Source organism: Cryobacterium sp. TMT1-2-1, assembly GCF_004403955.1.
GTDB classification, from domain to species: Bacteria; Actinomycetota; Actinomycetes; order Actinomycetales; family Microbacteriaceae; genus Cryobacterium; species Cryobacterium psychrotolerans.
The window spans coordinates 71189-96237 of record NZ_SOHC01000023.1; the positions used below are offsets into that span (position 1 = coordinate 71189).

Annotated in this window: 24 protein-coding genes; 5 read left to right on the top strand and 19 right to left on the bottom strand. The window is 69.4% G+C overall.

The features are described from left to right. Positions 1-25: 25 nt before the first annotated feature. The 3 genes from acs to E3T33_RS03865 are packed head-to-tail and all read right to left on the bottom strand — an operon-like array spanning position 26 to position 4010. A complete protein-coding gene (acs, locus tag E3T33_RS03855; RefSeq protein ID WP_134574806.1) occupies positions 26-2014 on the bottom strand; it encodes an acetate--CoA ligase in 1989 nt (662 codons plus the stop codon). A 14-nt stretch (positions 2015-2028) separates the two neighbouring features. Next, complete coding sequence (locus E3T33_RS03860) at positions 2029-3642, bottom strand: cation acetate symporter (protein ID WP_134574794.1); 1614 nt, start codon at positions 3640-3642, stop codon at positions 2029-2031. Then, the gene (locus E3T33_RS03865) at positions 3639-4010 is read right to left on the bottom strand and encodes a DUF485 domain-containing protein (RefSeq protein WP_134574795.1); all 372 of its coding nucleotides are present in this window, start codon (positions 4008-4010) and stop codon (positions 3639-3641) included. The genes E3T33_RS03860 and E3T33_RS03865 overlap by 4 nt, the downstream gene beginning before the upstream one ends. Before the next feature lie 177 nt (positions 4011-4187). On the opposite strand from E3T33_RS03865, the gene E3T33_RS03870 reads away from it, so the two are divergent. From E3T33_RS03870 to E3T33_RS03885, 4 genes are read left to right on the top strand one after another with little or no spacing between them, the layout of a single operon-like run. Further along, positions 4188-5402, top strand: coding sequence for a histidine kinase (locus E3T33_RS03870; RefSeq protein WP_134574796.1), 1215 nt, complete (start codon positions 4188-4190; stop codon positions 5400-5402). Beyond that, on the top strand, positions 5399-6121 hold the full coding sequence (locus E3T33_RS03875; RefSeq protein WP_134574797.1) for a LytTR family DNA-binding domain-containing protein: 723 nt from the start codon (positions 5399-5401) through the stop codon (positions 6119-6121). Before E3T33_RS03870 ends, E3T33_RS03875 begins: the two co-directional genes overlap by 4 nt. A 37-nt stretch (positions 6122-6158) precedes the next feature. Then, positions 6159-6554 (top strand): DUF485 domain-containing protein, encoded by a 396-nt coding sequence (locus tag E3T33_RS03880; RefSeq protein ID WP_092324385.1) that lies wholly within the window; start codon positions 6159-6161, stop codon positions 6552-6554. After that, the gene (locus tag E3T33_RS03885; protein WP_241982813.1) at positions 6551-8035 is read left to right on the top strand and encodes a cation acetate symporter; all 1485 of its coding nucleotides are present in this window, start codon (positions 6551-6553) and stop codon (positions 8033-8035) included. Before E3T33_RS03880 ends, E3T33_RS03885 begins: the two co-directional genes overlap by 4 nt. Before the next feature lie 211 nt (positions 8036-8246). On the opposite strand, the gene der is transcribed toward E3T33_RS03885, so the two are convergent. From der to E3T33_RS03960, 16 genes are all read right to left on the bottom strand, one after another. Then, entirely contained in the window at positions 8247-9758 is a 1512-nt protein-coding gene (der, locus tag E3T33_RS03890) for a ribosome biogenesis GTPase Der (protein WP_092324384.1), read from the bottom strand. Then, positions 9751-10443, bottom strand: a complete 693-nt coding sequence (gene cmk, locus E3T33_RS03895) for a (d)CMP kinase (protein ID WP_134574798.1) — start codon at positions 10441-10443, stop codon at positions 9751-9753. The genes der and cmk overlap by 8 nt, the downstream gene beginning before the upstream one ends. Before the next feature lie 5 nt (positions 10444-10448). Next, a complete protein-coding gene (locus tag E3T33_RS03900) occupies positions 10449-11531 on the bottom strand; it encodes a prephenate dehydrogenase (RefSeq protein ID WP_092324381.1) in 1083 nt (360 codons plus the stop codon). A gap of 86 nt (positions 11532-11617) precedes the next feature. Then, complete coding sequence (locus tag E3T33_RS03905) at positions 11618-12430, bottom strand: pseudouridine synthase (RefSeq protein ID WP_134574799.1); 813 nt, start codon at positions 12428-12430, stop codon at positions 11618-11620. After that, a complete protein-coding gene (locus E3T33_RS03910) occupies positions 12427-13029 on the bottom strand; it encodes an SMC-Scp complex subunit ScpB (protein ID WP_092324378.1) in 603 nt (200 codons plus the stop codon). The genes E3T33_RS03905 and E3T33_RS03910 overlap by 4 nt, the downstream gene beginning before the upstream one ends. Beyond that, positions 13019-13843 carry a ScpA family protein gene (locus E3T33_RS03915; protein ID WP_092324437.1) on the bottom strand — a complete coding sequence of 275 codons (825 nt, stop codon included), beginning with the start codon at positions 13841-13843 and terminating at the stop codon, positions 13019-13021. Before E3T33_RS03915 ends, E3T33_RS03910 begins: the two co-directional genes overlap by 11 nt. 158 nt (positions 13844-14001) lie before the next feature. Further along, positions 14002-14889 (bottom strand): ParA family protein, encoded by an 888-nt coding sequence (locus E3T33_RS03920; protein WP_092324377.1) that lies wholly within the window; start codon positions 14887-14889, stop codon positions 14002-14004. A gap of 177 nt (positions 14890-15066) precedes the next feature. Continuing rightward, the gene (gene xerD / locus E3T33_RS03925; protein WP_134574800.1) at positions 15067-15972 is read right to left on the bottom strand and encodes a site-specific tyrosine recombinase XerD; all 906 of its coding nucleotides are present in this window, start codon (positions 15970-15972) and stop codon (positions 15067-15069) included. After that, entirely contained in the window at positions 15969-16631 is a 663-nt protein-coding gene (locus E3T33_RS03930; protein WP_092324374.1) for an NUDIX hydrolase, read from the bottom strand. Before E3T33_RS03930 ends, xerD begins: the two co-directional genes overlap by 4 nt. Before the next feature lie 6 nt (positions 16632-16637). Beyond that, a complete protein-coding gene (locus E3T33_RS03935) occupies positions 16638-18317 on the bottom strand; it encodes a CTP synthase (RefSeq protein ID WP_134574807.1) in 1680 nt (559 codons plus the stop codon). 34 nt (positions 18318-18351) lie between these two features. Then, positions 18352-20046: a DNA repair protein RecN gene (gene recN / locus E3T33_RS03940; protein ID WP_134574801.1), complete on the bottom strand. Its 1695-nt coding sequence runs from the start codon at positions 20044-20046 to the stop codon at positions 18352-18354. 9 nt (positions 20047-20055) lie between these two features. Next, on the bottom strand, positions 20056-21018 hold the full coding sequence (locus E3T33_RS03945; RefSeq protein ID WP_174775328.1) for an NAD kinase: 963 nt from the start codon (positions 21016-21018) through the stop codon (positions 20056-20058). Next, on the bottom strand, positions 20982-21782 hold the full coding sequence (locus tag E3T33_RS03950; protein ID WP_134476201.1) for a TlyA family RNA methyltransferase: 801 nt from the start codon (positions 21780-21782) through the stop codon (positions 20982-20984). Before E3T33_RS03950 ends, E3T33_RS03945 begins: the two co-directional genes overlap by 37 nt. Next, entirely contained in the window at positions 21779-21943 is a 165-nt protein-coding gene (locus E3T33_RS15175; RefSeq protein ID WP_166784385.1) for a hypothetical protein, read from the bottom strand. Before E3T33_RS15175 ends, E3T33_RS03950 begins: the two co-directional genes overlap by 4 nt. 10 nt (positions 21944-21953) lie before the next feature. After that, a complete protein-coding gene (locus E3T33_RS03955; RefSeq protein WP_092324369.1) occupies positions 21954-22985 on the bottom strand; it encodes an HAD-IIA family hydrolase in 1032 nt (343 codons plus the stop codon). After that, on the bottom strand, positions 22960-23841 hold the full coding sequence (locus tag E3T33_RS03960; RefSeq protein WP_241982814.1) for a hypothetical protein: 882 nt from the start codon (positions 23839-23841) through the stop codon (positions 22960-22962). The genes E3T33_RS03955 and E3T33_RS03960 overlap by 26 nt, the downstream gene beginning before the upstream one ends. Here E3T33_RS03960 and E3T33_RS03965 point away from each other — a divergent pair. Continuing rightward, positions 23788-24717 carry a hypothetical protein gene (locus tag E3T33_RS03965; protein WP_134574802.1) on the top strand — a complete coding sequence of 310 codons (930 nt, stop codon included), beginning with the start codon at positions 23788-23790 and terminating at the stop codon, positions 24715-24717. The two genes, E3T33_RS03960 and E3T33_RS03965, sit on opposite strands and share 54 nt — an antisense overlap. The last annotated feature ends 332 nt before the right edge of the window (positions 24718-25049 follow it).

Sequence of the window (25049 nt, forward strand, 5' to 3'; positions counted from 1 at the left end):
CGCCGCCACTCTCTCAGCGAACGACCTAGGCGGTCGGCGTGCCGGCCATGCTCGTCGCGATGGTGCGCATCGCGGAGGTGTCGGCCAGGGTTGCGACATCGCCGATGTCGCGGCCCTCGGCCACATCCCGCAGCAGCCGGCGCATGATCTTTCCCGACCGGGTCTTCGGCAGCTCCGGCACGACGAGGATCCGCTTCGGCCGGGCGATCGGCCCGATCTCCGCGACGACGTGGGCGCTCAGGCTCGCGATGATGGCGTCCCGGTCGACGATGTCGCCCTCGTTCCGGTCACGCAGGATCACGAACGCCACGATCGACTGGCCGGTCGTCGGGTCCGAGGCCCCCACCACGGCGGACTCGGCCACGGCGGGGTGGGAGACGAGAGCCGACTCCACCTCCACCGTCGAGATCCGGTGGCCCGAGATGTTCATCACATCGTCGACCCGGCCGAGCAGCCAGATGTCACCGTGCTCGTCGTACTTCGCCCCGTCCCCGGCGAAGTAGTAGCCCTGCGCCTTGAACCGGTCCCAGTAAACCTCCTGGGCGCGTTCCGGTTCGCCCCAGATGCCGCGCGACATGGCCGGCCAGGGCTTGTCGATGACGAGGTAACCGCCCTCGCCCGCCTCGACCTGCGCACCGTGGTCGTCGACGATCTGCACCGAGATCCCGGGCAGGGCCACCTGCGCCGAGCCCGGCTTCGTGGCGGTGACGCCGGGCAGCGGCGTGATCATGATCGCACCGGTTTCCGTCTGCCACCACGTGTCGACGATCGGTGTCGTGCCCCGGCCGATGTGCGTGTGGTACCACATCCACGCCTCCGGGTTGATCGGCTCCCCCACACTGCCGAGCAGGCGCACCGACTCGAGGTTGTACCCCTGGGGAATGTGCTCGCCCCACTTCATGAAGGTGCGGATCAGCGTCGGCGCGATGTAGTAGATGGTCACGCCGTACTTCTCGATGATCTCGAAGTGCCGCCCCTCGTGGGGCGTGTTCGGCGTTCCCTCGTACATCACCTGGGTGGCGCGGTTGGCCAGCGGCCCGTACACGATGTAGCTGTGCCCGGTGATCCAGCCGATGTCGGCGCCGCACCAGTAGACATCCGTGTCGGGCTTGAGGTCGAAGACCACGCGATGCGTGTACGCGACCTGGGTGAGGTATCCGCCCGAGGTGTGCAGAATCCCCTTGGGCTTACCGGTCGTGCCCGACGTGTACAAGATGAACAGCGGATGCTCCGAGTCGAACGACTCCGGCTCGTGCTCGGGCGACTGGGAGGCGACGAACTCGTCCCACCAGAGGTCCCGCCCCTCCTGCATCGCGACCGGCTCCCCCACACGCCGCACCACGATGACTTTCTCCACCGTTTCGGCGCCCACCAGCGCCTCGTCGACATTCGCCTTCATCGGTGCGCCGGCCCCTCGCCGGTATTGCCCGTCTGAGGTGATGACGACTCTCGCCTCGGCGTCGTCGACCCTGGCGCGCAGCGCCGCCGGCGAGAATCCGCCGAAGACGACGCTGTGCACGAGGCCCAGACGAGCACAGGCGAGCATGGAGACGACCGCCTCCGGGATCATCGGCAGCTGGATGACGACCCGGTCCCCCGCGACCAGGCCGAGCGAGCTGAGCGCGTTGGCCGCCCGGCTGACCTCGTCCTTGAGCTGCGCGTAGGTGATGTCGCGGGTGTCACCGGGCTCCCCCACCCAGTGCAGCGCCACCTGCTCGCCGTGCCCCGACTCGACGTGACGGTCGACGCAGTTGTAGGCGACGTTGAGCTTGCCGCCGTGGAACCAGCGGGCGTTCGGCGGGTTCGACCAGTCGAGCACCTCGTCCCATGGCTGCGTCCAGACGAGGTTCTCGGCCTGCGTGGCCCAGAAGTGCTCGCTGTCGCGGTCGGCGTGCTCGTAGTGCGAGGCGTCGGCGTTGGCCTGGGCCTGGAAGTGCTCGGTCGGCGCGAAGGTGCGCGCGACATCCGGCCCGTCCCGGGTGATCGATTCCCTGGTGATCGATTCGCTGGTCATCGATTCCCTGGACATCAGTGGTCCACCGCCTCCTTCTCGGCGCCAACACCGGTGAGCGAACGAACTTCCATTTCAGCCTGCTTGGCGATGTCGCGCGGGACCTTGTCCAGCACGGTGCCGAGCCAGCCCAGGATGAAGGCCAGCGGGATGGAGACGAGTCCCGGGTTGCTCAGCGGGAAGATCGCGAAGTCCGCTCCGGGGATCATCGACGTTTCCGTGCCGGAGACGACCGGAGAGAACGCGATCAGCAGGATGGCCGAGGCCAGTCCGCCGTACATGCTCCACACGGCGCCCTGGGTGCTGAACTTCTTCCAGAACAGCGAGTACAGGATCGTCGGCAGGTTGGCCGAGGCCGCGACGGCGAAGGCCAGGGCGACGAGGAAGGCCACGTTCTGGCCGTTGGCGCCGATGCCGCCGATGATCGCGACGACGCCGATGATGATCACCGTGCGACGGGCCACCTTGACCTCGTCCTCCGGACGGGCGTTGCCCTTCTTGACCACGCTGGCGTAGATGTCGTGGGCGAAGGATGCCGCGGCCGTGATGGTGAGGCCGGCCACAACGGCCAGGATCGTCGCGAACGCAACCGCGGAGATCAGGCCGAGCAGCAGCGGACCGCCGAGCTCAAAGGCCAGCAGCGGAGCGGCGGAGTTGACGCCACCCGGGGAGGCGAGGATCCGGTCGGCACCGATGAGGGCTGCCGCGCCATAGCCGAGCACGAGGGTGAAGATGTAGAACCCACCGATGAGCCAGATCGCCCAGACCACCGAGCGGCGGGCTTCCTTGGCCGTCGGCACCGTGTAAAACCGCATCAGCACGTGCGGCAGCGCCGCGGTGCCGAGCACGAGGGCCAGGGCCAGGGAGATGAAGTCGAGCTTGGTGATGTCATTCAGGCCGTACTTCAGCCCCGGGTTCAGGATCTCCGGGTTGTTGGCCGTGGACACGGCGGCGTCGAGCAGGGTGGAGAAGTTGAAGCCGTGCAGGGCGAGCACCCAGACGGTCATCACGGCGGCGCCGGCGATGAGCAGCACGGCCTTGATGATCTGCACCCAGGTCGTGCCCTTCATTCCGCCGATGAGCACGTAGACGATCATCAGGGCGCCGACGACGACGATGACCACGGACTGGCCGAGCTTGTCGTTGATGCCGAGCAGCAGCGCGACGAGTCCGCCGGCACCGGCCATCTGGGCCAGCAGGTAGAAGAAGCAGACCACCAGGGTGGTGATCGCGGCCGCAATCCGAACCGGGCGCTGCTTCAGACGGAAGGAGAGGACATCCGCCATCGTGTACTTGCCCGTGTTGCGGAGCAGTTCCGCGACGAGCAGGAGCGCGACGAGCCAGGCCACCAGGAAGCCGATGGAGTACATGAAGCCGTCGTAGCCGGTGATGGCGATGGCTCCGACAATGCCGAGGAACGAGGCGGCGGAGAGGTAGTCGCCGGCGATGGCGGTGCCGTTCTGGCCTCCGGTGAAGGAGCGGCCGGCCGCGTAGTAGTCGGCGGCCGTCTTGTTGTTGCGGCTGGCGCGCACAACGATGATCAGCGTGATGGCGACGAAGGCGCCGAAGATGCTGATGTTCAGGATCGGGTTACCCGGGGATGTCGCCGCGGCTGCGAGGTGGATATTCACTTGGACTCCTTCGTGGCAGCGGCGAGCGGGCCCTCGATCTCGTGGCGGATTTTCGAGGCGATCGGGTCGAGCCGGCGACCGGCGTAGCTGACGTACCAGGTCGTGATCGCGAACGTGCTGACGATCTGCAGCAGGCCGAGCAGCAGGCCGACGTTGACGCTGCCGAAGACCTTGATCGACATGAAGTCGTGGGCGTAGCCCGCGAGCAGCACGTAGGCGAAGTACCAGAGCAGGAAGGCGATGGCCAGGGGGAAGACGAAGCTGCGATGACGTTTGCGCAGCTCCTGGAACTCTTCCGATTCCTGCACTTGGTGGAAGGTTTCCGCCGAAACGACGACTTCTTCCTCTTTCAGGGCGACATTGCCCATGATGTTCTCCTCAACATTGATAGAGCGTGCACGCAGACCGCTGGTTCTTATGCGGTGCCGATCACTCTCCCCTACCCGGGCACCCGCGAGGCCGTCCCGGCCGGGGCGGATCGACGAACGGCGGTCAGCCTGCGCCGAACGGTGAGTTCTGCGGCGGCGCCGGTTAGGGTTGGCAGCATGCCCGAGTCGCAGTTGCTCGCCGTGGCCGTCATCGGCGTCCTCGTCATCACCCTCACAATCGCGCTCGTCGGCGCCATCGGATTCAAACTGCTCCGCTCGTGGCGGGAGCTCGGCACGGACGCCGAACGGGCCACCTACACGACGCTCCACTCCGCCTCACTGGCCGGCCAACACCTGCGCAACGGACTCGAGCCCGTCGGCGCGGCGAAGGCCAGCAAGCACCTGCGCAGCCTGCTCGGCTGCGAGGCCGTGGCCATCACGGATGTCGCCGGCGTACTCGCCTGGGACGGCATCGGGGAAGCGCACCGGGAGGGCGCCCTCGGCCTGGCCGCCAAGGTTCTGGCCACCGGCCGCACCCAGGTGTTCCGTGAGGCCGTGGTTCACCAGGCCGAACTCAAGGAAGCCGTCGTGGCCCCGATCCGGGCCGGATCGCGCATCGTGGGAGCACTGGTCGCCTACGCGCCGCGGGCGAAGCCGGGCCTGGTGCGCGCCACCAGTGAGGTGGCGGACTGGGTGGCTGCGCAGGTCGAACTGGCCGAACTGGAGTCCTCCCGCACGCTCCTGATGGAGGCCGAGGTGCGCGCTCTGCGGGCGCAGATCAGCCCGCACTTCATCTACAACTCGCTCAACGCCATCGCATCCTTCATCACCACCGACCCGGCCAAGGCCCGTGACCTGGTGCTGGAATTCGCCGACTTCACCCGGTACTCGTTCCGCCGCCACGGCGACTTCACCACCGTCGCCGAGGAGCTGCGCTGCATCGAGCACTACCTGAAGCTCGAACGCGCCCGCTTCGGCGACCGGCTGCTGGTCACCCTGACCATCGCGCCGGAGGTGCTGAGCACGGTGATCCCCTTCCTCAGCCTGCAGCCGCTGGTGGAGAACGCCGTGCGCCACGGGCTGGAGGACAAGGAAGGCATCGGCCACATCGCGATCACCGCCCAGGCTGCCGGGGCCTTCGTGGAGGTCACGATCGAGGACGACGGCGTCGGGATCGAACCGGAGCACCTGCGTGCGGTGCTCGCCGGCCACAGCGACAGCGATCACGTGGGGCTTCGGAATGTCGACGCGCGGCTGCGCCAGGTCTACGGCGACGACCACGGGCTGGTGGTCGACACGGCCCCCGGCGCCGGAACGCTGATCACCATGCGCGTGCCCAAGTCCCAGCCCCGGCCGGACCTCGGTTCCCTGACTGACAGACTGTCGGCATGATCACTGTGCTCATCGCCGATGATGAACCGCCCGCCCTCGACGAGCTGGCCTTCCTGCTCGGCAAGGACGAGAGGATCGGCACCATCCTCCGGGCTTCGTCCGGCTCGGAGGCCCTGCGCATCCTCGACCACGAACGCGTGGACGCGCTGTTCCTGGACATCCACATGCCCGGGCTGTCGGGCCTCGACATCGCGCGCGCGGTGTCCCGCGCCGGCAACTCCCCCGCCGTCGTCTTCGTCACCGCAGACGAGGACCACGCGGTGAAGGCGTTCGACCTGGCCGCCGTCGACTACCTGCTCAAGCCCGTTCGCGCCGAACGGCTGGCCACCTCGGTCGGCCGGGTGATGGAAACGCTGGCGATCGCGGAGACCGTCCCCGCGTCGGTGATCACCGTGGATCTCGGCGGCATGAAGAAGATGATCCGCCGCGACGACGTGCGCTATGTGCAGGCCCAGGGCGACTATGCCCGGCTGCACACCGAGGAATCGAGCTACCTGATCCGGGTGCCGCTGGCCGAGCTGGAGAAGCAGTGGGCCGAGGCCGGGTTCCTCCGCATCCACCGGTCCTATTTGGTGTCGATGACGCACGTCACCCAGGCGAAACTCGGCGCCGCCCAGCCGACGATCACCGCCAACGGCGCCGAACTGCCGGTCAGCCGCCGGCACCTGCCGGCCCTCCGGGAGAAGCTCGAGGCCACGCGCATCCGGCCCTCGACATGAGCCGCGCCAATGAGCCTGGCCAGATGAGCCGCGCCAGATGAGCCGGGAGGATGCCCCCGGGCAGCCGCCGAAGCGGGTGCGGGTCACCGCGCCCAGATCCCAGGCCAGCCGGGCGCCGTCCGGCTACCCGGTCGCCCGTGAAGTCGCGGAGCAGTCCGAGGTGGGCCAGGTGTTCGTGCGCTCCCTCATCCGCTCGCAGCTCAGGCTCGCTGTGGTCGTCGCCGTCGGCTTCCTGCTGGTGCTGCTGGCCTTTCCCCTGCTCCTGGCCTGGGTTCCCGGCCTCAACCGGGCGGAGTTCCTCGGGGTGCCCTTCGTCTGGCTGCTGCTCGGAGTCGGCGTCTATCCGCTCATCGGGCTGAGCGCCTGGCTGTACGTGCGCACCGCCTCCCGCAACGAGGCCCGCTACCTCGACCTGGTCGAGGAGGACGAGTGAACGCCGGTGTGGGGTACGCGGCCATCATCGGGGTGTTCGCCGTGACCGCGTTGATCGGCTTCTACGGGCTGCGGATCTCGCGGACCACCGAGGACTTCTATGTCGCCTCGCGCACGGTTCGGCCCTGGTGGAACGCCTCAGCAATCGGCGGCGAATATCTCTCCGCCGCCAGTTTCCTCGGCGTCGCCGGGCTGATCCTGATCTCCGGGGCGGATGCGCTCTGGTTCCCGATCGGTTACACGGCCGGCTACCTGATGCTGCTCCTCTTCGTGGCCGCACCGCTTCGGCGCTCGGGGGCGTACACGATTCCCGACTTCACCGAGGCGCGCCTGGAGTCCCCGGCGGCACGGCGGATCACCAGCCTGCTCGTCGTGCTCGTCGGCTGGCTGTACATCGTGCCGCAGCTCCAGGGCGCCGCCCTGACCATCCGTATCGCCACCGGGCTGCCGCCGTGGGTCGGCTCCGTGGCCGTGGCCGTCGTGGTGTGCATCACCGTCGTGACCGGCGGGATGCGCTCGATCACGTTCGTGCAGGCGTTCCAGTTCTGGCTCAAGCTCACGGCGATCGCCGTGCCGATCGTCTTCGTGCTGATCGTCATGGCCAATTCGGGGCTGACGGTTCCCGCCGTCGCCGAGCCGTTCGCAGCCGAACCGGTCGGCTCCCCCACCGCCGGTGCGTACCGGAACATCTCGCTCGTGATCGCCCTGCTGTTCGGCACGCTCGGCCTGCCGCACGTGCTGGTGCGCTTCTACACGAACCCGGACGGCCCGTCGGCCCGGCGCACGACGCTGATCGTGCTCGGGCTGCTGTCGGTCTTCTACCTCTTCCCCACCCTCTACGGGGTGGTGGGGCGCGCCTTCATGCCCGACCTCGCGACCAGCGGCTCACCGGATGCCCTGGTCCTGCTGCTGCCCGGTCGGCTGATCCCCGGGCTGGCCGGCGACGCCCTCACGGCGCTCGTCATCGCCGGGGCTTTCGCCGCGTTCCTCTCGACCACGTCGGGGCTCGTGGTCTCCGTCGCGGGCGTGATCAGCCAGGACATGCTCGGCGGACGTGTGCGCGGCTTCCGGCTGGCCGCGGTGTTCTCCTCCCTGGTGCCGCTCGGCGTCGCCCTGCTGACCGACACGACGCAACTGGCCGGAAGCGTGGGCCTGGTCTTCGCCTTCACCGCGTCGACGATCTGCCCGCTGCTGCTGCTCGGCATCTGGTGGCGCGGCCTGACCGACGCCGGCGCGATCGCCGGGATGCTGGCCGGCGCCATCCTGTGCGGCGGCTCGATCATGCTCAGCCGCGCGCTGGGAGCCGAGGCCGGGCCGATGGGAGACCTGCTGGCGCAGCCCGCGGCCTGGAGCGTGCCGGCGGCCTTCGCCGTGATGATCGGCGTCTCGCTGATGACAAAAAACCGGCGCCCGGCCGGCATCACGACGATCATGACCCGTCTGCACGCGCCGGAGCGTCCGGTGCCCGCCCCGAACCGCTGATCGCGCCCTCCCCGGGCCGCCGCTGACAGTCGAGTTGCTGACAGTTGAGTTGCGGAAAAAGTACCTTAGATTGCCCAACGAAGGTACTTTCTCCGCAAGTCAGCTGGGAATGGGCGACATCCACCCAGCTCTCGAGAGGCTCGACCCGCGGGGCGAGGTACGCGAAACGCGCGCGACCCGAAGGGCGCGCGCGTTTCTGTCGAGCGACTGCTTAGCGCTTGCGCTTCTCGCGCACGCGCATGCTGAGGTTGATCGGGCTTCCCTCGAAGCCCCAGATCTCGCGCAGGCGACGCTGGATGTAGCGGCGGTAGCCCGGGTCGAGGAACGCGGTGGTGAACACCACGAAGGTCGGCGGGCGGCTGGAGGCCTGGGTGCCGAACAGGATGCGCGGCTGCTTGCCGCCGCGCACGGGGTGCGGGTGCGCCGCTGCGAGCTCGGCGAGGAACGCGTTGAACTTGCCGGTGGGGATGCGGGTGTCCCACGACTCGAGCGCGAGCTCGAGGGCCGGGACGAGCTTCTCCATGTGGCGGCCGGTCTTGGCGGAGATGTTCACGCGGGGGGCCCAGGCCACGTGGGCCAGGTCCTGTTCGATCTCACGCTCGAGGTAGCGGCGACGGTCGTCGTCGAGCTGGTCCCATTTGTTGAAGGCGAGCACGAGGGCGCGGCCCGATTCGAGCACCAGGTCGATCACGCGAATGTCCTGCTCGCTGATCACCTCGGTGACGTCGATCAGCACGATGGCGACCTCGGCCTTTTCCAGCGCGGCGCTGGTGCGCAGCGAGGCGTAGAAGTCGGCGCCCTGCGAGAGGTGCACGCGACGACGGATGCCGGCGGTGTCGACGAAGCGCCACACCTTGCCCCCGAGTTCGACCTGCTCGTCGACCGGGTCGCGGGTGGTGCCGGCGATGTCGTTGACGACGACGCGCTCCTCACCGACGACCTTGTTCAGCAGGCTCGACTTGCCCACGTTCGGGCGGCCGAGGATCGCGACGCGACGAGGTCCGCCGACCTCCTGCTTGGCGACGCTGGAGATCTCGGGGAGTTCCTTGAGGATCGCGTCGAGCAGGTCGGCGACGCCGCGACCGTGCAGGGCGGACACCGGCCACGGCTGGCCGAGGCCGAGGGCCCACAGGCTGGCCGCCTCTGGCTCCTGGCGAATGTCGTCGACCTTGTTGGCGACGAGGAAGACCGGCTTGCCGGACTTGCGCAGCATCCGCACGACGGCCTCATCGGTCGAGGTGGGGCCGACGTTGGCGTCGACGACGAACATGACCAGGTCGCAGAGGTCGATCGCGACCTCGGCCTGGGCGGCGACGGATGCGTCGATCCCGCGGGCGTCGGGTTCCCAGCCGCCGGTGTCGACGAGGCTGAACTTGCGTTCGTTCCAATCCCCCTTGTACGTGACGCGGTCACGCGTCACGCCGGGGGTGTCCTCGACGACGGCCTCGCGGCGGCCGAGGATGCGGTTGACCAGAGCCGACTTGCCCACGTTCGGGCGGCCGACGATGGCGATGACCGGCAGGGCCGGGAGGTATGTGATCGCGTTCGGGTCATCCGTGACGGTCTCGAGGACGTCGAAGTCTTCCTCGTCGAGCTCGTAGTCGTCCAGGCCGCTGCGGAGCGCGGAGGCGCGCTGCGACGCAAGGTCTTCGTCGAGGTTGGACAGTCGGGATGCGAGTTCGCTGTCGAGCTCGGGGATCGCGTCGTCGATATTGTTAGTCATGCGAGTTCCTCGCGGTACGTGTGTTGATGACCTCGATGACCGCGTCTACGGTCTGCTCGAAGTCGAGATGGGTGGAATCGACGGTCGTCACACCGTCTGCGGCGCTCATAAAATCGACAACCTGCGAGTCAGCGCGATCCCTCGATCGCAACGCCTCCGCCACGGTATCGGCCGATTCGGTCGGTAATTCCGCAGAGCGCCTACCCATTCTAGCCTCCTCGGATGCCGTGAGCAGGATTCGTACCTCTGCCTCCGGCGCGACGATGGTCGTGATGTCCCGTCCCTCGACCACGATCCCGGGCCGGTCCACGTCCCGGGCGATGCTCCGGAACAGCTCGGTCAGGTGTGTGCGCACCTCGGGGATGCGGGCGACGGCGCTCACCGCGGCCGACACGGCGGGCTCGCGGATGGCCTCGGTCACGTCCGACTCGCCGACCGTGACGGCGGAGGCATCCGGGTCGGTGCCGATCGAGTAGTCGAAGTCGGCCAGCTCCGCGATCACCGCGTCGACGTCGCTGGTGTCGACCTTGCGGTGCTGCATCGCCCAGGCCAGCGCCCGGTAGGCGGCGCCGGTGTCGAGGTAGGCGAAGCCGAGTTTGCGGGCGACGGCGCGGCTCACGCTGGACTTGCCGCTTCCGGCGGGCCCGTCGATGGCGACAAGGGTGGGGAAGGCGTGACGGCCCATGTACGTTAACCAGCAATCCGCCAGCCGCGGGCGGCCAGCTCTTCGGTGAGGCGGGAGACCGCCTCGGGGACAACGGAAATTTCGGCCAGGCCCAGCTGAGCGCCGGGCGAGTGTTCGAGGCGGAGGTCCTCCAGGTTCACACCCAGGTCGCCGATGTCGTTGAGCAGGCGCGCGATCTGGCCGGGCCGGTCGTCGACCATCACGATCATCGACGCGAAGCGGCGGTCCTGGCCGTGCTTGCCGGGCAGCCGGGCAACGCCGGCGTTGCCGCCGGCGAGCTCCTCGGCCAGCTTGCGGCGGGCGCCGGGCGCTGCCGGGTCGGCGAGGGCGTCGATGAAGCGGTCGAGGTCGTCGCGGTAGGCGAGCAGGATGTCGCGCACCGGCTTCGCGTTCGCGCCGAGGATCTGCACCCACAGCTCCGGGTCGCTCGCCGCGACCCGGGTCACATCGCGCAGGCCCTGGCCGGCGAGGTTGAGCGAGGAGGCCGCGGCATCCGTCAGCCGGCGGGCCATCAGCGTGGAGACGACCTGGGGCACGTGGGAGACCAGGGCGACGCTGCGGTCGTGGTCCTCCGCGGTCATCTCGACGATGGTCGCGCCGAGGTCGAGGATGAGGTCGTCGATCGCGGTGGCCTGCTGGTAGGTGATCGCGTCGTGGCCGGCGACCACCCAGGGCCGCCCGATGAACAGGTCGGCCCGGCCGGCCAGCGGTCCCCCGCGTTCGCGGCCGGCGAGCGGGTGGGTGCCGATGTAGCGGGACACGTCGGCGCCGCTCGCGCGGAGGTCGTCGAGCACGGCGAGCTTGACGCTGGCGACATCCGTGACGATGGCGCCGGGGAAGGATGCCAGTTCGCGGGCGACGATCTCGGCCGTGACGTCCGGCGGCACGCAGACGACGACCAGCTGCGGTGCGTCGCCCGCGGCGGCGGCCCGGCCGGCGCCGTAGTCGACGGCGATGCTGAGGTTGGTCGGCGACGCGTCGGCGAGGATGACCTCGATCCCCCGGTTACGGAGGCCCAGGCCGATGCTGGTTCCGAGCAGTCCGACGCCGACGATGCGCACGGGCCCGACAAGGCGACTCTCGGCCACGTGCCGTCTCCTGACTTCGCGAGGTGTGACGTCGCGATTTGCTGGGGCCGGGCCGCTCTGGCCGGCGACCCTGGTTACGAGGTGAGTTACTTCGTGCCGGCTACGTCCCGGCCGCCGGCCCGCGACACGGTGAGCAGCTCGCCGAGTTCAACTTTAGTGAGTTCGCGCACGTCGCCGGCGCGGAGCGTGCCGAGGTGCAGCGGCCCGAACTGCCGGCGCACCAGGTCGACGACCGGGTGGCCGACGGCCTCCAGCATGCGCCGAACGATGCGGTTGCGGCCGGAGTGCAGGGTGAGTTCGACCAGGCTGAAGCCGTCGCCGGGAGGGCTCGCGAGGATCCGGGCCTTGTCGGCGGCGATCGGGCCGTCGTCGAGCTCGATTCCGGTCTGCAGCTTGCCGATGGTCTGCGCCGAGACGCGGCCCTCGACCTTGGCGATATAGGTCTTCGAGACGCCGAACGACGGATGCGCCAGCACATGCGCCAGGTCGCCATCGTTGGTGAGGATGAGCAGGCCGGAGGTCTGCGCGTCGAGGCGGCCCACGTTGAAGAGGCGCTCCTCGAACTGCTCGGTGAACTCGCGCAGGTCGGGGCGGCCGCTCTCGTCCTGCATCGAGGAGACGACGCCGACGGGCTTGTTCAGCATGATGTAGCGGCGGCTGGTGTCCAGCTGCACGGCAACATTGTCGACGGCGACCTGGTCGGTCTCCGGGTGGATGCGACGGCCGAGCTCGGTGACGACCTTTCCGTTGACGCGCACCCGGCCGGAGATGATCAGGTCTTCGGAGACGCGCCGGGAGGCGACGCCGGCGGAGGCCATGACCTTCTGCAGGCGCACTCCGTCGGCTGCGGCATCCGGGTTGCCCGCGAAATCAGGGGTTCCCTCGTGGTCGGTTGTCATTTCAAGTCCTCGAATCCTTCTGCGCCGTCGGCGAGCAACGGCGAAATGTGCGGCAACTCGTCGAGCGAGTTGATTCCAAGCTGGGTGAGCAGCAGGTCGGTGGTGCCGTAGTTGATGGCTCCGGTCTCACTGTCGGTGAAGGCCTCGGTGATCAGGCCGCGGCCCAGGAGGGTGCGCACGACGGAGTCCACGTTAACTGCCCTGATTGAGGCTACCGCGCCGCGGCTGATCGGTTGCTTATAGGCGATCACAGCCAGGGTTTCGAGCGCGGCCTGGGAGAGGCGGCTGGGGTTCTGGATCAGCACGAAGTCGGCGACGACGGCGTCGTATTCGGCGCGCACGTAGATGCGCCAGCCCCCGGCGACCTCGCGCAGCTCGAAGCCGCGGCGAATCGTGCCGCCCGTGACTGTGCCCGTGCCGTCGAAGTCGGCGACGAGGCGGGCGACGGCCGCGCTCACCTCTTTCAGCGGGCGGTCGACGGCCGTGGCCAGGTGGATCAGGCCGAGCGGTTCGTCGGCGACCATGAGGATCGCCTCGAGCTGCCGGTCGATCGCGGTGTCGGCCTGCGCGGTGTCGGTTGTCACGGTGTCAGTTGTCATAGTCGGCTCCGAGGTTGGCGAGGGTTTCTTCCGACCAGGACTCCGCGCTCCAGCGCAGGTTCAGCTCGCCGAGCGGCTCCAGCTGGTCGAACGAGATGGCGCCGCGCCGGTACAACTCGAGCACGGCGAGGAAGCGGGCGATCACGACGCCCTTCTGCCCGGCGCCCACGATCAGCTGCCGGAACGAGACCGTCTCCCCCGCCCGCAGGATCGCCACGACGTAGGCGGCCTGTTCCCGGATGCTTACCAGCGGAGCGTGCAGGTGGTCGAGACCCACGGTGGGCAGTTCGCGTGGGGTGAGGGCCAGCGCCGCGAGGGCGCCGAAGTCGGCGGCGGAGAGCGTCCAGACCAGTTCGGGCGTCTGCTTGCGGTACTTCTCCTCGAGCCGCACCGAGCGCACGTGCCGGGAGGACTCCACGTCGATCCGGCCCTGGAACCAGGCCGACGCGGTCTTGAACGCGCGGTACTGCAGCAGCCGGGCGAAGAGAAGGTCGCGGGCCTCGAGCAGGGCGACGTCCTCGGCGTCGACGAGTTCGCCCTGGGGCAGGAGCCCGGCGACCTTGAGGTCGAGAAGGGTGGCCGCCACGACGAGGAACTCGGTGGCCTGGTCGAGCTCCTCCGTGGCATCCAGCCCGCGCAGGTAGGAGATGAACTCGTCGGTGACCCGGCTGAGCGAGATGTCGGTGATGTCCAGCTCGTGCTTGCCGATCAGCGAGAGCAGGAGGTCGAACGGGCCCTCGAAGTTGCCGAGGGCAACCGAGAATGCGGGCGCTGCAGCCGGGTTAGGCGGGACGGCCGTTGTCGCCGGGACAATTCGCGACCGCGGAGATTTTTCGTCCACGAGGTCAAACCGGCCCGTTTGGATCGATGCGCGGGTCGTGCGCCGCTTCGCGGGAGATGTGCCACGCGCGGAACGGCGTACCACCCGCGCAGCTCGAAATCTCCAGCTCGCCGGCCTGTGAAAGAGCCGGGTTAGGCGACGGCGCCACGGTCGATCAGTTCCCGCGCCACCTGCATGTAGGCCTTCGCGGCCGGGTGCTCCGGCGCGAAATCGGTGATCGGCACGCCGGCGACGCTGGCATCCGGGAACTTCACGGTACGGCCGATGACCGTCTCGAGCACGCGGTCGCCGAACGCGTCGACGACCCGCTCGAGCACCTCGCGCGAGTGCAGGGTGCGGGAGTCGAACATGGTGGCGAGGATGCCGTCGAGCTCGATCGCCGGGTTGAGGCGGTCGCGAACCTTGTCGATGGTCTCGATCAGCAGCGCGACGCCGCGCAGGGCGAAGAACTCGCATTCGAGCGGGATGAGCACGCCGTGGCTCGCGGTGAGCGCGTTCACGGTGAGGATGCCGAGCGAGGGCTGGCAGTCGATCAGGATCACGTCGTAGTCGGCGGACACCTTGCGGAGCACCCGGGCGAGGATCTGCTCGCGGGCGACCTCGTTGACGAGGTGCACCTCGGCGGCGGAGAGGTCGATGTTGGCCGGGATGATGTCCAGACCCTCGACCGCGGTCTTCTGGATCGCGATGGACGGGTCCTTCGACCCGCTGAGCAGCAGGTCGTAGATGGTGGGGACGTCGTGCGTGGGCACGCCGAGGCCGGCCGAGAGGGCGCCCTGCGGGTCGAAGTCGACGGCGAGCACGCGGCGGCCGTAGCCGGCGAGGGCCGCGCCCAGGTTGATGGTCGTCGTCGTCTTGCCGACGCCGCCCTTCTGGTTGCAGAGCGAGATGATCCGAGCCGGGCCATGGCTCTTCAGGGGTTGCGGTTGCTCGAATTCCTGCTTCGGCCGCCCGGTGGGGCCGAGCGGTACCTCGTCAAAACCGGGGAGTCGTGTCCGGTCAGTCTGCGTACTCGCCACTGAAATGTCCTCGATCCGTCCTGCGCCACTCGCTTGTTCGATTGTAGCGAGCGAATGCCGCTCATCCGGGCAGGATCGCCGCTCCCCCGCACCTTCTTCCCCCGCGAAACCGCAGTTGTGCGCGTTATTCGGCACGAATAACATGCACAACTGCGGTTTCACGGGGGGTAAGCGGGGTTAGCGGGCCCGGGGGTGGGCGGTCGTGTACATGTCGCGCAGCGTGTCGGCGGTGACGAGCGTGTAAATCTGGGTTGTTGCCACGGAGGAATGGCCGAGAAGTTCCTGCACGACGCGCACGTCGGCGCCGCCGGCGAGCAGGTGCGTGGCGAAGGAGTGCCGGAGGGTGTGCGGCGACACCTCGATCTCGAGGCCGGCGCGCACGGCGGCGGCCCGGATGATCAGCCACGCGTTCTGGCGGCTCACCCGCTGCCCGCGGATGCCGAGGAACAGGGCCGGCGTGGACTTCCCGCGCACCGAGAGCAGCGGCCGGGCCCGCACCAGGTAGGCGTCCATGGCCGCGCGGGCGTAGCTGCCCACCGGCACGATGCGCTGCTTGTCGCCCTTGCCGGTCAGCCGCACGACCTCCTCGTCCAGCACGTCGTCGACGTTGAGGTTGATGACCTCCGACACCCGGGCGCCGGTGGCGTAGAGCAGCTCGAGCAGGGCCTTGTCGCGCAGCTGCTGCACCTCGTCGCCGTCGGTCGCGGCGAGGAGGGCTGCGACCTGGTCGATCGAGATGGCCTTCGGCAGCCTGGACCCGAGTTTCGGCGGTTTCGTGTCGTGGGCGACATCGATTTCGACCACCGACTCGCCCAGCAGGAACCGGTGCAGACTCCGCACCGTCGACAGCATCCGCGCGATCGACGAGGCCGTGAGCGGCGACTCCTCGCGCTGCCCCAGGTACCGCACGAATTCGGAGACGTGCCCGCTCGTCACCTCCCGCAGATCGGTCAGCTCGTGCTCGGCCAGCCACGCCGTGTAGACGGCCAGGTCGCGGCGGTAGGCGGAGACCGTGTTGGCGGCGAGCCCGCGCTCGACCGAGACGTGCCGCAGGAACGAGTCCACAGCCGTCTCGACGCTCACGAGCCGGCGATCCCGTTCGACGGATGCCGCGGCCAGGGTGTGTCCGCCGGGGCGAGGCTGGCCCAGCCCCGCGAGCGCGAGGCCTGTGCCGCGAGCACCCCGAGGGCCAGTGACGGGTTCTGCACCCGGCGGGCGAGCACCGCGTCGACGCAGTCGTCGAGCGGCACCCAGCGGATTTCCATGTCGGCTTCCTCGTCGGTGCGGGCGAAGGCGTCGTCGATGGCCGAGAGCCCGCGGGCCAGGTAGATCCGGATGGCCTCGGTGCTGCCGCCGGGCGAGGTGTAGAACTCGGCGAGCACGCTCCAGTCCGTCGCCGCGACGTCGGTTTCCTCGGCCAGTTCGCGCCGTGCCGCGACGGCCGGGTCTTCGCCCGGCTCGTCGAGCAGGCCGGCCGGAAGCTCCCACTCTCGCACGCGCACCGGGTGCCGGTACTGCTTGATCAGCAGCACCCGGTCGTGGTCGTCGAGCGCCAGGACCGCCACGGCCCCGGGGTGGTCGACGTACTCGCGGATGATCGCCGAGCCGTTGTAACCGAACCGGTCGCGGCGCACGCCCCAGACCCTGCCGTCGAAGACGAGTTCGCTGCCGGAGACGTCCGCGTCGACCGGTTCATCCTCCAGCGGAGGGTGACCGGCCGGCTCGCCTGAGTCGCGAGGCATCAATCGTTAGGCATCTTCGAACAGGCGGCTGGCCTGCTGGCGGTCGAGGGCCGCGCCGATGAGCCCGCGGAACAGCGGATGCGCGTTGCTCGGCCTCGAGCGCAGTTCGGGGTGCGCCTGGGTGCCCACGTAGAACGGGTGCTCCTCGCGCTTGAGTTCGACGTACTCGACCAGGTGGCGGTCGGGCGAGGTTCCGGAGAACCAGAGGCCGGCCTCCGCGATCTGGCTGCGGTAGGCGTTGTTGACTTCGTAGCGGTGGCGGTGGCGCTCCGAGGCCTCGGGGGCGCCGTACATCTCCTCGACCAGGGAGCCCGGGGCCAGCTTGGCCGGGTAGAGGCCGAGGCGCATGGTGCCGCCCAGGTCGCCGCCGGCGATGATCTCGACCTGCTCTTCCATGGTCGCGATCACGGGGAACTCGGTGTCGACGTCGAACTCCGAAGAGGATGCCCCGGCGAGGCCGGCCTTGTTGCGCGCGTATTCGATCACCATGCACTGCAGGCCGAGGCAGAGGCCCAGGGTGGGGATGCCGTTTTCGCGGGCGAAACGCAGGGCGCCCAGCTTGCCCTCGATGCCGCGAACGCCGAAGCCGCCGGGCACGAGGATGCCGTCGAGTTCGCCGAGCATGCGCGACGCGCCCTCCTCGGTCTCGCACTCGTCGGAGGGGATCCAGTTGATCTTGACCTTGGTCTGGTGCGCGAAACCGCCGGCGCGCAGCGCCTCGGTCACCGACAGGTAGGCGTCGGGCAGGTCGATGTACTTGCCGACCAGGCCGATGGTGACCTCGTGCCTTGGTTCGCGCACGGCGTCGAGCACCTTCTGCCAGGCCGACCAGTCCACATCCGCCGCGGGGAGGCCGAGCTTGTCGATGATGTATTTGTCGAGGCCCTGGTCGTGCAGCATGGTCGGGATCTCGTAGATGCTCGGCACGTCGATGGCATTGACGACGGCATCCTCGTCGACGTCGCACATGAGCGCGATCTTGCGCTTGTTCGACTCGGAGACGGGGCGGTCGCTGCGCAGCACGAGGGCATCGGGCTGGATTCCGATCGAGCGGAGAGCCGCGACGGAGTGCTGGGTGGGCTTGGTCTTCTGCTCGCCGGAGGCGGCCATGAACGGCACGAGCGACACGTGCACGAAGAAGACGTTCTTGCGGCCGAGTTCGTGGCGCACCTGGCGGGCGGCCTCGATGAACGGCTGGGATTCGATGTCGCCGACCGTTCCGCCGATCTCGGTGATGATCACGTCGGGGCGCGGCTCGTCGCCGGCCTGGAGGCGCATCCGGCGCTTGATCTCGTCGGTGATGTGCGGAATGACCTGCACGGTGTCACCGAGGTACTCGCCGCGGCGTTCCTTCGCGATGACCTGGGAGTACACCTGGCCGGTCGTGACGTTCGCGGCCTGGTTGAGATTGATGTCGAGGAATCGCTCGTAGTGGCCGATGTCGAGGTCGGTTTCCGCGCCGTCGTCGGTGACGAAGACTTCACCGTGCTGGAACGGGTTCATCGTGCCGGGGTCGACGTTGAGGTACGGGTCCAGTTTCTGCATGACGACCCGCAGTCCGCGAGCCGTGAGGAGATTGCCGAGGCTTGCCGCCGTCAGGCCTTTCCCCAAAGAAGAAACGACACCACCGGTCACAAAAATGTGCTTGGTCGTGCCGTGTGAATCGTCCGCGTTTATTTTTTCCACCACGGGCTTTGATCCTATCAGTTGGAGATGACGTTCAGCGGGACCGGGCGAGGGAGATGAGTTCCCGGGCGTGTTCGAGCCCGCTCGCGGAGTCGGGAAGGCCGGAGAGCAGCCGGGCCATTTCCGCGGCCCGCTCGTCGCCGTGCAGCTGCCGAACGCTGCTGGCGGTGACCGCGCCGTCGCTGCCCTTGACCACGCTGAGGTGGTTGTCGGCGAACGCGGCCACCTGCGCGAGGTGCGTGACGACGATCACCTGTGAGGTCTCCGCGAGCCGGGCGAGTCGCCGCCCGATCTCGATGGCCGCGGCCCCGCCCACTCCCGCGTCGACCTCGTCGAAGACGAACGTCGGCACCGGGTCGGCCTGGTTGATGACCACTTCGATTGCGAGCATCACCCGGGACAGTTCGCCGCCGGATGCTCCACGGGCCAGGGCCCGAGGCTCGGCCCCGGCGTGCGGCTGCAGCAGGATCTTCACCAGATCGCGCCCGGTGGCGGTGAAATCGTCGCGGCTGTCGATCTCCACGACCAGGACCGCGTCGGGCATGGCGAGGGCGCCGAGTTCGATCGTGACGGCGGCGCCGAGCGCGGCGGCGGCGACCCGGCGGATGGCGCTGACCCGGTCGGCGAGCTCCTCGACCAGGCGAGCGTCGGCTTCCGCGTCGTTGCCGAGCAGTTCGATCCGGTCGGAGTCGCTGTCGAGTTCGACGAGCCGGGCGCTCCCGGTGTCCAGGAACTCGATCGCCTCGTCGAGGCCTCCGGCGTACTTGCGGGCGAGGCCGATCAGCTCGGCCCGGCGTTCCTGCACGATCTCGAGTTCTCGGGCGCCGTCGGCGTCGAGGCCGGCGAGGTAGCTGGAGAGCCGGCCGGCAATGTCGGCGACGAGGAACCCGGCGTCGGCCAGCGCCTCGACCAGCGGCGGCAGCGCGGGGTCGTGCTCGGCGGCCTTGTCGAGCCGGCGGCGGGCGTATTCGAGCAGGGCGACCCCGTCGGGCGCCCCGTCGGTGCTCTCCTCGGCGGAGAGGTGCTCCCGGGCCTCGGCCGCGGCCAGGCGCAGGTCTTCGAGGTTGCCGAGGCGTTCGGCGCGGGCGCCGAGCTCGGCGTCTTCGCCCGGCTGCGGGGCGATGGCTTCGATTTCGGCAATCGCCTCGCGCAGCTGCTCGGCCTCGCGGGCGCGCAGCTCCTGCTCGGCCACCAGGCGGTCGAGCTCGTCCCGGTTGGCTTGCCAGCGGTGGAAGGCCTGCTGGTAGGTGCCCAGCGCCTCGGCGAGCTCGGCGCCGGCGTAGCGGTCGAGGGCGCCGCGCTGGGCGACGGATGATCGCAGGCGCACCTGGTCGGACTGTCCGTGCACGACGACGAGGTCGCCGCCGAGGTCGCCGAGAACCGCGGCCGGGGCGCTGCGGCCGCCGACGACGGCCCGGCTGCGGCCCTCGGCGGACACCGAACGGCCCAGGATGAGCTCGGGCCCGTCGAGGTCTCCCCCGGCGTCGCGCACGCGGTCGGCCACGGCGCCGTCGGGCGCGACGAGCCAGCGGCCCTCGACCCAGCTCTGGGCCTGCCCCTGGCGAACGGTGCCGGCATCCGCCCGGTCACCGAGCAGGAGGCCGAGCGCGGTGACGACCATGGTCTTGCCGGCGCCGGTCTCGCCGGTCACGGCGGTGAAGCCGGGGCCGAGCGGCAGGGTTGCCTCGGCAATCACGCCGAGATCCCGGATGAAGAGTTCCTCGATCATGCCGGGGGCCTATTCACGGCCGACCGGGCCCCGCCAGCCCGAGACGGGCAGGTTGAACTTGTTCACGAGGCGGTCGGTGAACGGGCCGCTGTGCAGCCGGGCCAGGCGAACCGGCACCGGGGAGCGCCGCACGACCACCCGGGCGCCGGGCGGCAGGTCGTAGGTGCGGCGTCCGTCGGCGTAGAGCACGGCGGATCCGGGCGTGCGGGCGAGGATCTCCACGGCGAGGGACGAGTCCGGTCCGACCACGAGCGGCCGGGCGAAGAGGGCGTGGGCGCTGAGCGGCACCAGCAGCAGGGCGTCGAGGCTCGGCCAGACGACGGGACCGCCGGCCGAGAACGAGTAGGCCGTCGACCCGGTCGGCGTCGACATGACCACCCCGTCGCAGCCGAACGAGGAGAGCGGGCGGCCGTCGACCTCGATGACGACCTCGAGCATCCGTTCGCGGCTGGCCTTCTCCACGGTCGCTTCGTTGAGCGCCCAGGTTTCATAGACCACGGTGTCGTCGACCTTGACCCGCACGGCCAGCGTCATGCGCTCTTCGACGAGGTAGTCGCGGGAGAGCGCCCGGCGCACGGCTTCGCCGAGGTCGTCGCGTTCGCTTTCGGCCAGGAAACCGACATGGCCGAGGTTGATCCCGAGCAGGGGCGCCGAGCATTCGCGGGCGACTTCCGCGGCGCGCAGGATGGTGCCGTCGCCGCCCAGGACGATGACGAGTTCGAGGTCGGTGAGCTCGACGGTGTCTCCGAGGATGGCGACATGGCCGTCCAGGGAGGGCGAGGCGGCGAGCAGGTCCGCCTGCTCGTCGCGGGCCAGCACGGGCACGGCGCCGGCGGCGAGCAGCTGTTCGCAGACCGTGACCGCGGCGGCGAGGGTGTCCTGCCGGCCGGTGTGGGCGACGACGAGGATGTTGCGTGGCGGTGCTGTCACAATGCTCACGCTCCCACCAGGGCTGGTATCCGGTCCATCCATTCTGTCGGATTGCTGCCCGACTTCGTGGTCATCCAGCAGAGATACTCGTGATTGCCGGCGGTTCCGGCGATCGGCGAGGCGATCAGGCCGTTGGTGTGGAGGCCCAGGTCCCAGCCGGCCCAGAGCACGCCGGAGACGGCATCCGCCCGGAGCCCGGGGTTGTGCACGATGCCCTCGCGGATGCCGCCGCGGCCGACCTCGAACTGCGGCTTGATCAGCAGCACGAAATCGGCGCCGGGCTCGGCCGTCGCCACGAGCGCGGGCAGCACATGGGTGAGGGAGATGAAGGACAGATCGGCGACGACCAGGCTGGGCCGCTCGGCCACGCCGGAGGCCGCGGCAACGTTCTCGGCGGTGGCGTTCTTCACGTTGAAGCCCTCGACGAGCGCGAGCCGGGGCTCGAGCGCCAGTTGCGGGGCCAGCTGGCCGTGCCCGACGTCGACGGCGATCACCTGTGCGGCGCCGCGTTCGAGCAGCACCTGGCTGAACCCGCCGGTCGACGCGCCGGCGTCGAGCACGGTGCGGCCGGTGACGTCAAGGCCGAACGCGTCGAGGGCGGCGATGAGTTTGTGGGCGCCGCGGCTGACGTAGTGGTCGGTCGCCGCGACTTCGATCACCTGGTTGTCCCGCACCTTCGCGGATGCCTTGACGGCCGGCTTGCCGTCCACCGTGACCAGGCCGTCGGCGATGACCCGCGCGGCGACCGTGCGCGACCGCACCAGCCCGCGTTCGGCGAGGGCGGCGTCCAGCCGCAGCTCGGTCATCCGGCCACCTGGGCGGGAACGTCCCCGCCCTCGAGGCGTTCGCGCAGGTGCTCGTGCAACTGCACGTAGGCCGCGGCGCGCGCTTCCAGCGGTTGCGCCTCGATCACGGCGAGGGTGGAGACGAGAGCGTCGTCCAGCGGTGTCTGGTCCTCGGTGTTCACGTTCCCTAGGTTACCGGCCCTGATACAGTCGCTCCGGAACGTTGAGCCCGTAGATCGGGCGGCCGGACTTCCAGATCACGGCGCAGGCGGCGCGCAACAGGTTGATCGCTCCGTCGCCCTCGGCCACGATCTCCACCTCGGCGCCGCGGATGCGCACCGTCGCCCCGTTGACGCTCGCCGAGGATCCGTCGCGGGAGAACTCGGTCTCCGGGTACGGTTCGTGCAGCTGGCGGAGGTCGTCGAGGATGAACGTCGGCCGCGATTTCGCGTCGGCCGCGAGCACCTGCTTGGCCCTGTCGATGCCGGTGAGCACGAGCGCGGACGGGATCTCGGCCCGGTTCGCGCCGAGGATGTCGGTGTCGAGGCGGTCGCCGATGAACAGCGCCTGCTTCGCCCGGAACCGGTCGACGGCTTCGACGAAGATGGCCACCTCGGGCTTGCCGGCCACGATGGGCAGGCGGCCGACCGCGGTGTGCACGGCGGAGACGAGCGTGCCGTTGCCGGGCGCGATCCCCCGGGCCACCGGGATGGTCCAGTCGGTGTTCGTGGCGATCCAGGGGATAGCGGAGCCGTCGGCGGCGGGGTGCAGCGCGAAGGATGCCTCGGCCAGCTGCGTCCAGCCCACCTCGGGGGCGAAGCCCTGCACGACCGCGGCCGGGGAGTCGTCCGCCGACCGGGTGACGACGAAACCGGCCTTCTCCACCTCGGAGACGAGCCCTTCCCCGCCGACGACGAGGATGCGGGACCCCGCGGGCGCCTGGCCGGCGAGGAGCCGGACCGCCGCCTGGGGCGAGGTGACGACATCCGTTGCCGCCACGTCGAGGCCGAGTTCGGTCAGGTGGTCGGCCACGGACCGGTCTGTGCGCGCGGCGTTGTTGGTGATGTATCCCACGCGCAGGGTTTCGGCCGCCCGGTTGAGGCTCTCGACGGCGTACGGGATCGCCTTCTGGCCGGCGTAGACGACGCCATCGAGATCGGCGAGAACGACGTCGACGCCGGTGAGCGGCGTCGCCGTACTAATCCTTCGCCGCTTCGTCAGCATCGGTGGTCGAGCCCTCGGTGGTCGAGCCTGCAGTGGTCGTGCCCCCAGCGGTCGAGCCCTCAGTGGTCGAGCCTGTCGGGACCTCGCCGATCTCCGCGTAGTCCTCGTCCTCGTCCTCGTCCTCGTCCTCGTCGATCTCGATGATCTCCATCGTCTCGTCCGGCTGGTCGCCGGCCGTGCCGAGGGCGGCATCCGCGCGGGCCGCGCGCTCGTGCCAGGTCTCGGCTTCCTCTTCGCGGCCGAGTTCCTCGAGCACCTCGGCATAGGCGGAGAAGAGCTCCGGGCTGTAGGAGAAGGCCTTCTTCGGGTCGAGCTGCGGGATCTCGAGCTCGCTCAGCGCTGCCTCGGCCTCACCGAGATCGAGGCGCGCGCCCGACATTGCGATGGCCAGGGCAACCTGCACGGATGCCGGCAGCGTGCTGCGATCGACCGAACGGCCGAGCTCGAGCGCGCGGTCCGGGCGACCCACGCCACGTTCACTGTCCACCATCAGGGGCAGCTGGTCGTTGGAGCCGGAGATGCGGCGGTAGGTGCGCAGTTCGCGCAGCGCCAGAGCGAAGTCGCCGGTGGCGTATGCCGTGATGGCGAGGCTTTCGCGCACGACAGCGATCCGGCCGGCTCGGCGGGCTGCCGACAGCACGTGCCGGTGCGCGAGCTCGGGGTCTTCGTCGATGACGCGGGCGGCCATGGCCAGGTGACGGCCGACTGCCTCGGCGTTGTCCTTGGTCAGGGTCTTGAGTTCGTTGCGGGCGATCCGGTCGAGGTCCTGCGACGTCACGTCGTCGGGCAACTCGGGGTCGTCGTGGCGAGGCCGAACGGCGCGGAGCTCCCGCTGCATCCGCTGTTCTTCGGTCATCTCCTCTTCGACGGCGCGCGCGTCGCGGTCACCGCGGGCGGGGGCGCCTTCGCGGGTCCAGAGCTTTTTTCCGGCGTCACGGGGGGCGCCGGCACGGGTCGGCGAACCGCCGCGTGCGCCCCACTCCTTGCGTTCCCCGTCACGGGGAGCAGAGTCACGGCGCGGGCGCTCGGACGAGGCACCATCCCTGGCCCAGGGCTTGCGCTCGCCGTCACGCGACTGGGCGGGACGGTCCGAGTTTCCCCGGTACGCGGGACGCTCGCCACCCTGCTGCGGACGATCGGAATTTCCCCGGTACGCGGGACGCTCGCCACCCTGCTGCGGACGATCGGAGTTGCCACGATACGCGGGACGCTCGCCATCCCTGGCCCAGGGCTTGCGCTCACCATCACGCTGCGGACGCTCTCCACGCGAGGCATCGGGGCGATAGGCCGGACGGTCAGAGTTGCGCTGCGGAGCCCGCTCGCCATCCTTCGCCCACGGCTTGCGCTCACCATCACGCGACGGCGCGGGACGGTCCGAGTTGCCCCGGTAGGCGGGGCGGTCGCCGCCCTGCTGCGGACGGTCGGAGTTTCCGCGGTAAGCCGGGCGGTCGCCATCCTTCGCCCACGGCTTGCGCTCACCGGACTGGGCGGGACGGTCGGAGTTGCCACGGTAAGGAGGACGCTCGCCATCACGCTGCGGACGATCGGAGTTTCCGCGGTAAGCCGGACGCTCCCCATCCTTCGCCCAAGGCTTGCGTTCACCGTCGCGCGACTGCGCGGGCCGGTCGGCGTTGCCGCGATAAGGAGGACGCTCGCCATCACGCTGTGGACGGTCGGAGTTCCCGCGATAAGCCGGACGCTCACCATCACGCGACTGGGCGGGACGGTCTGAGTTGCCGCGGTACGGAGCACGCTCGCCTCCCTGTTGGGGGCGATCGGAATTGGCACGGTAGGGAGGACGTGCGCCGTCCTGGCGCGGCCGGTCCGACCGACCCTGGTGGCCCCCGCTGGAGCGACGCTCGTCGCGTCCGCCGTCGCGTGATTCGTTGCCGTGCGATCCTGAAGGGCTCACTGTGTCTCCTGTGTAATTGTGCCTGGTCATTTCGACCGACTGTTCAAGCGTAACTTAACGCAAAATGGCCACCCTGTGAGGTGGCCATTTTGTTTGTTTCTAAGTTAAGTCCGGCGGTGTCCTACTCTCCCACAGGGTCCCCCCTGCAGTAC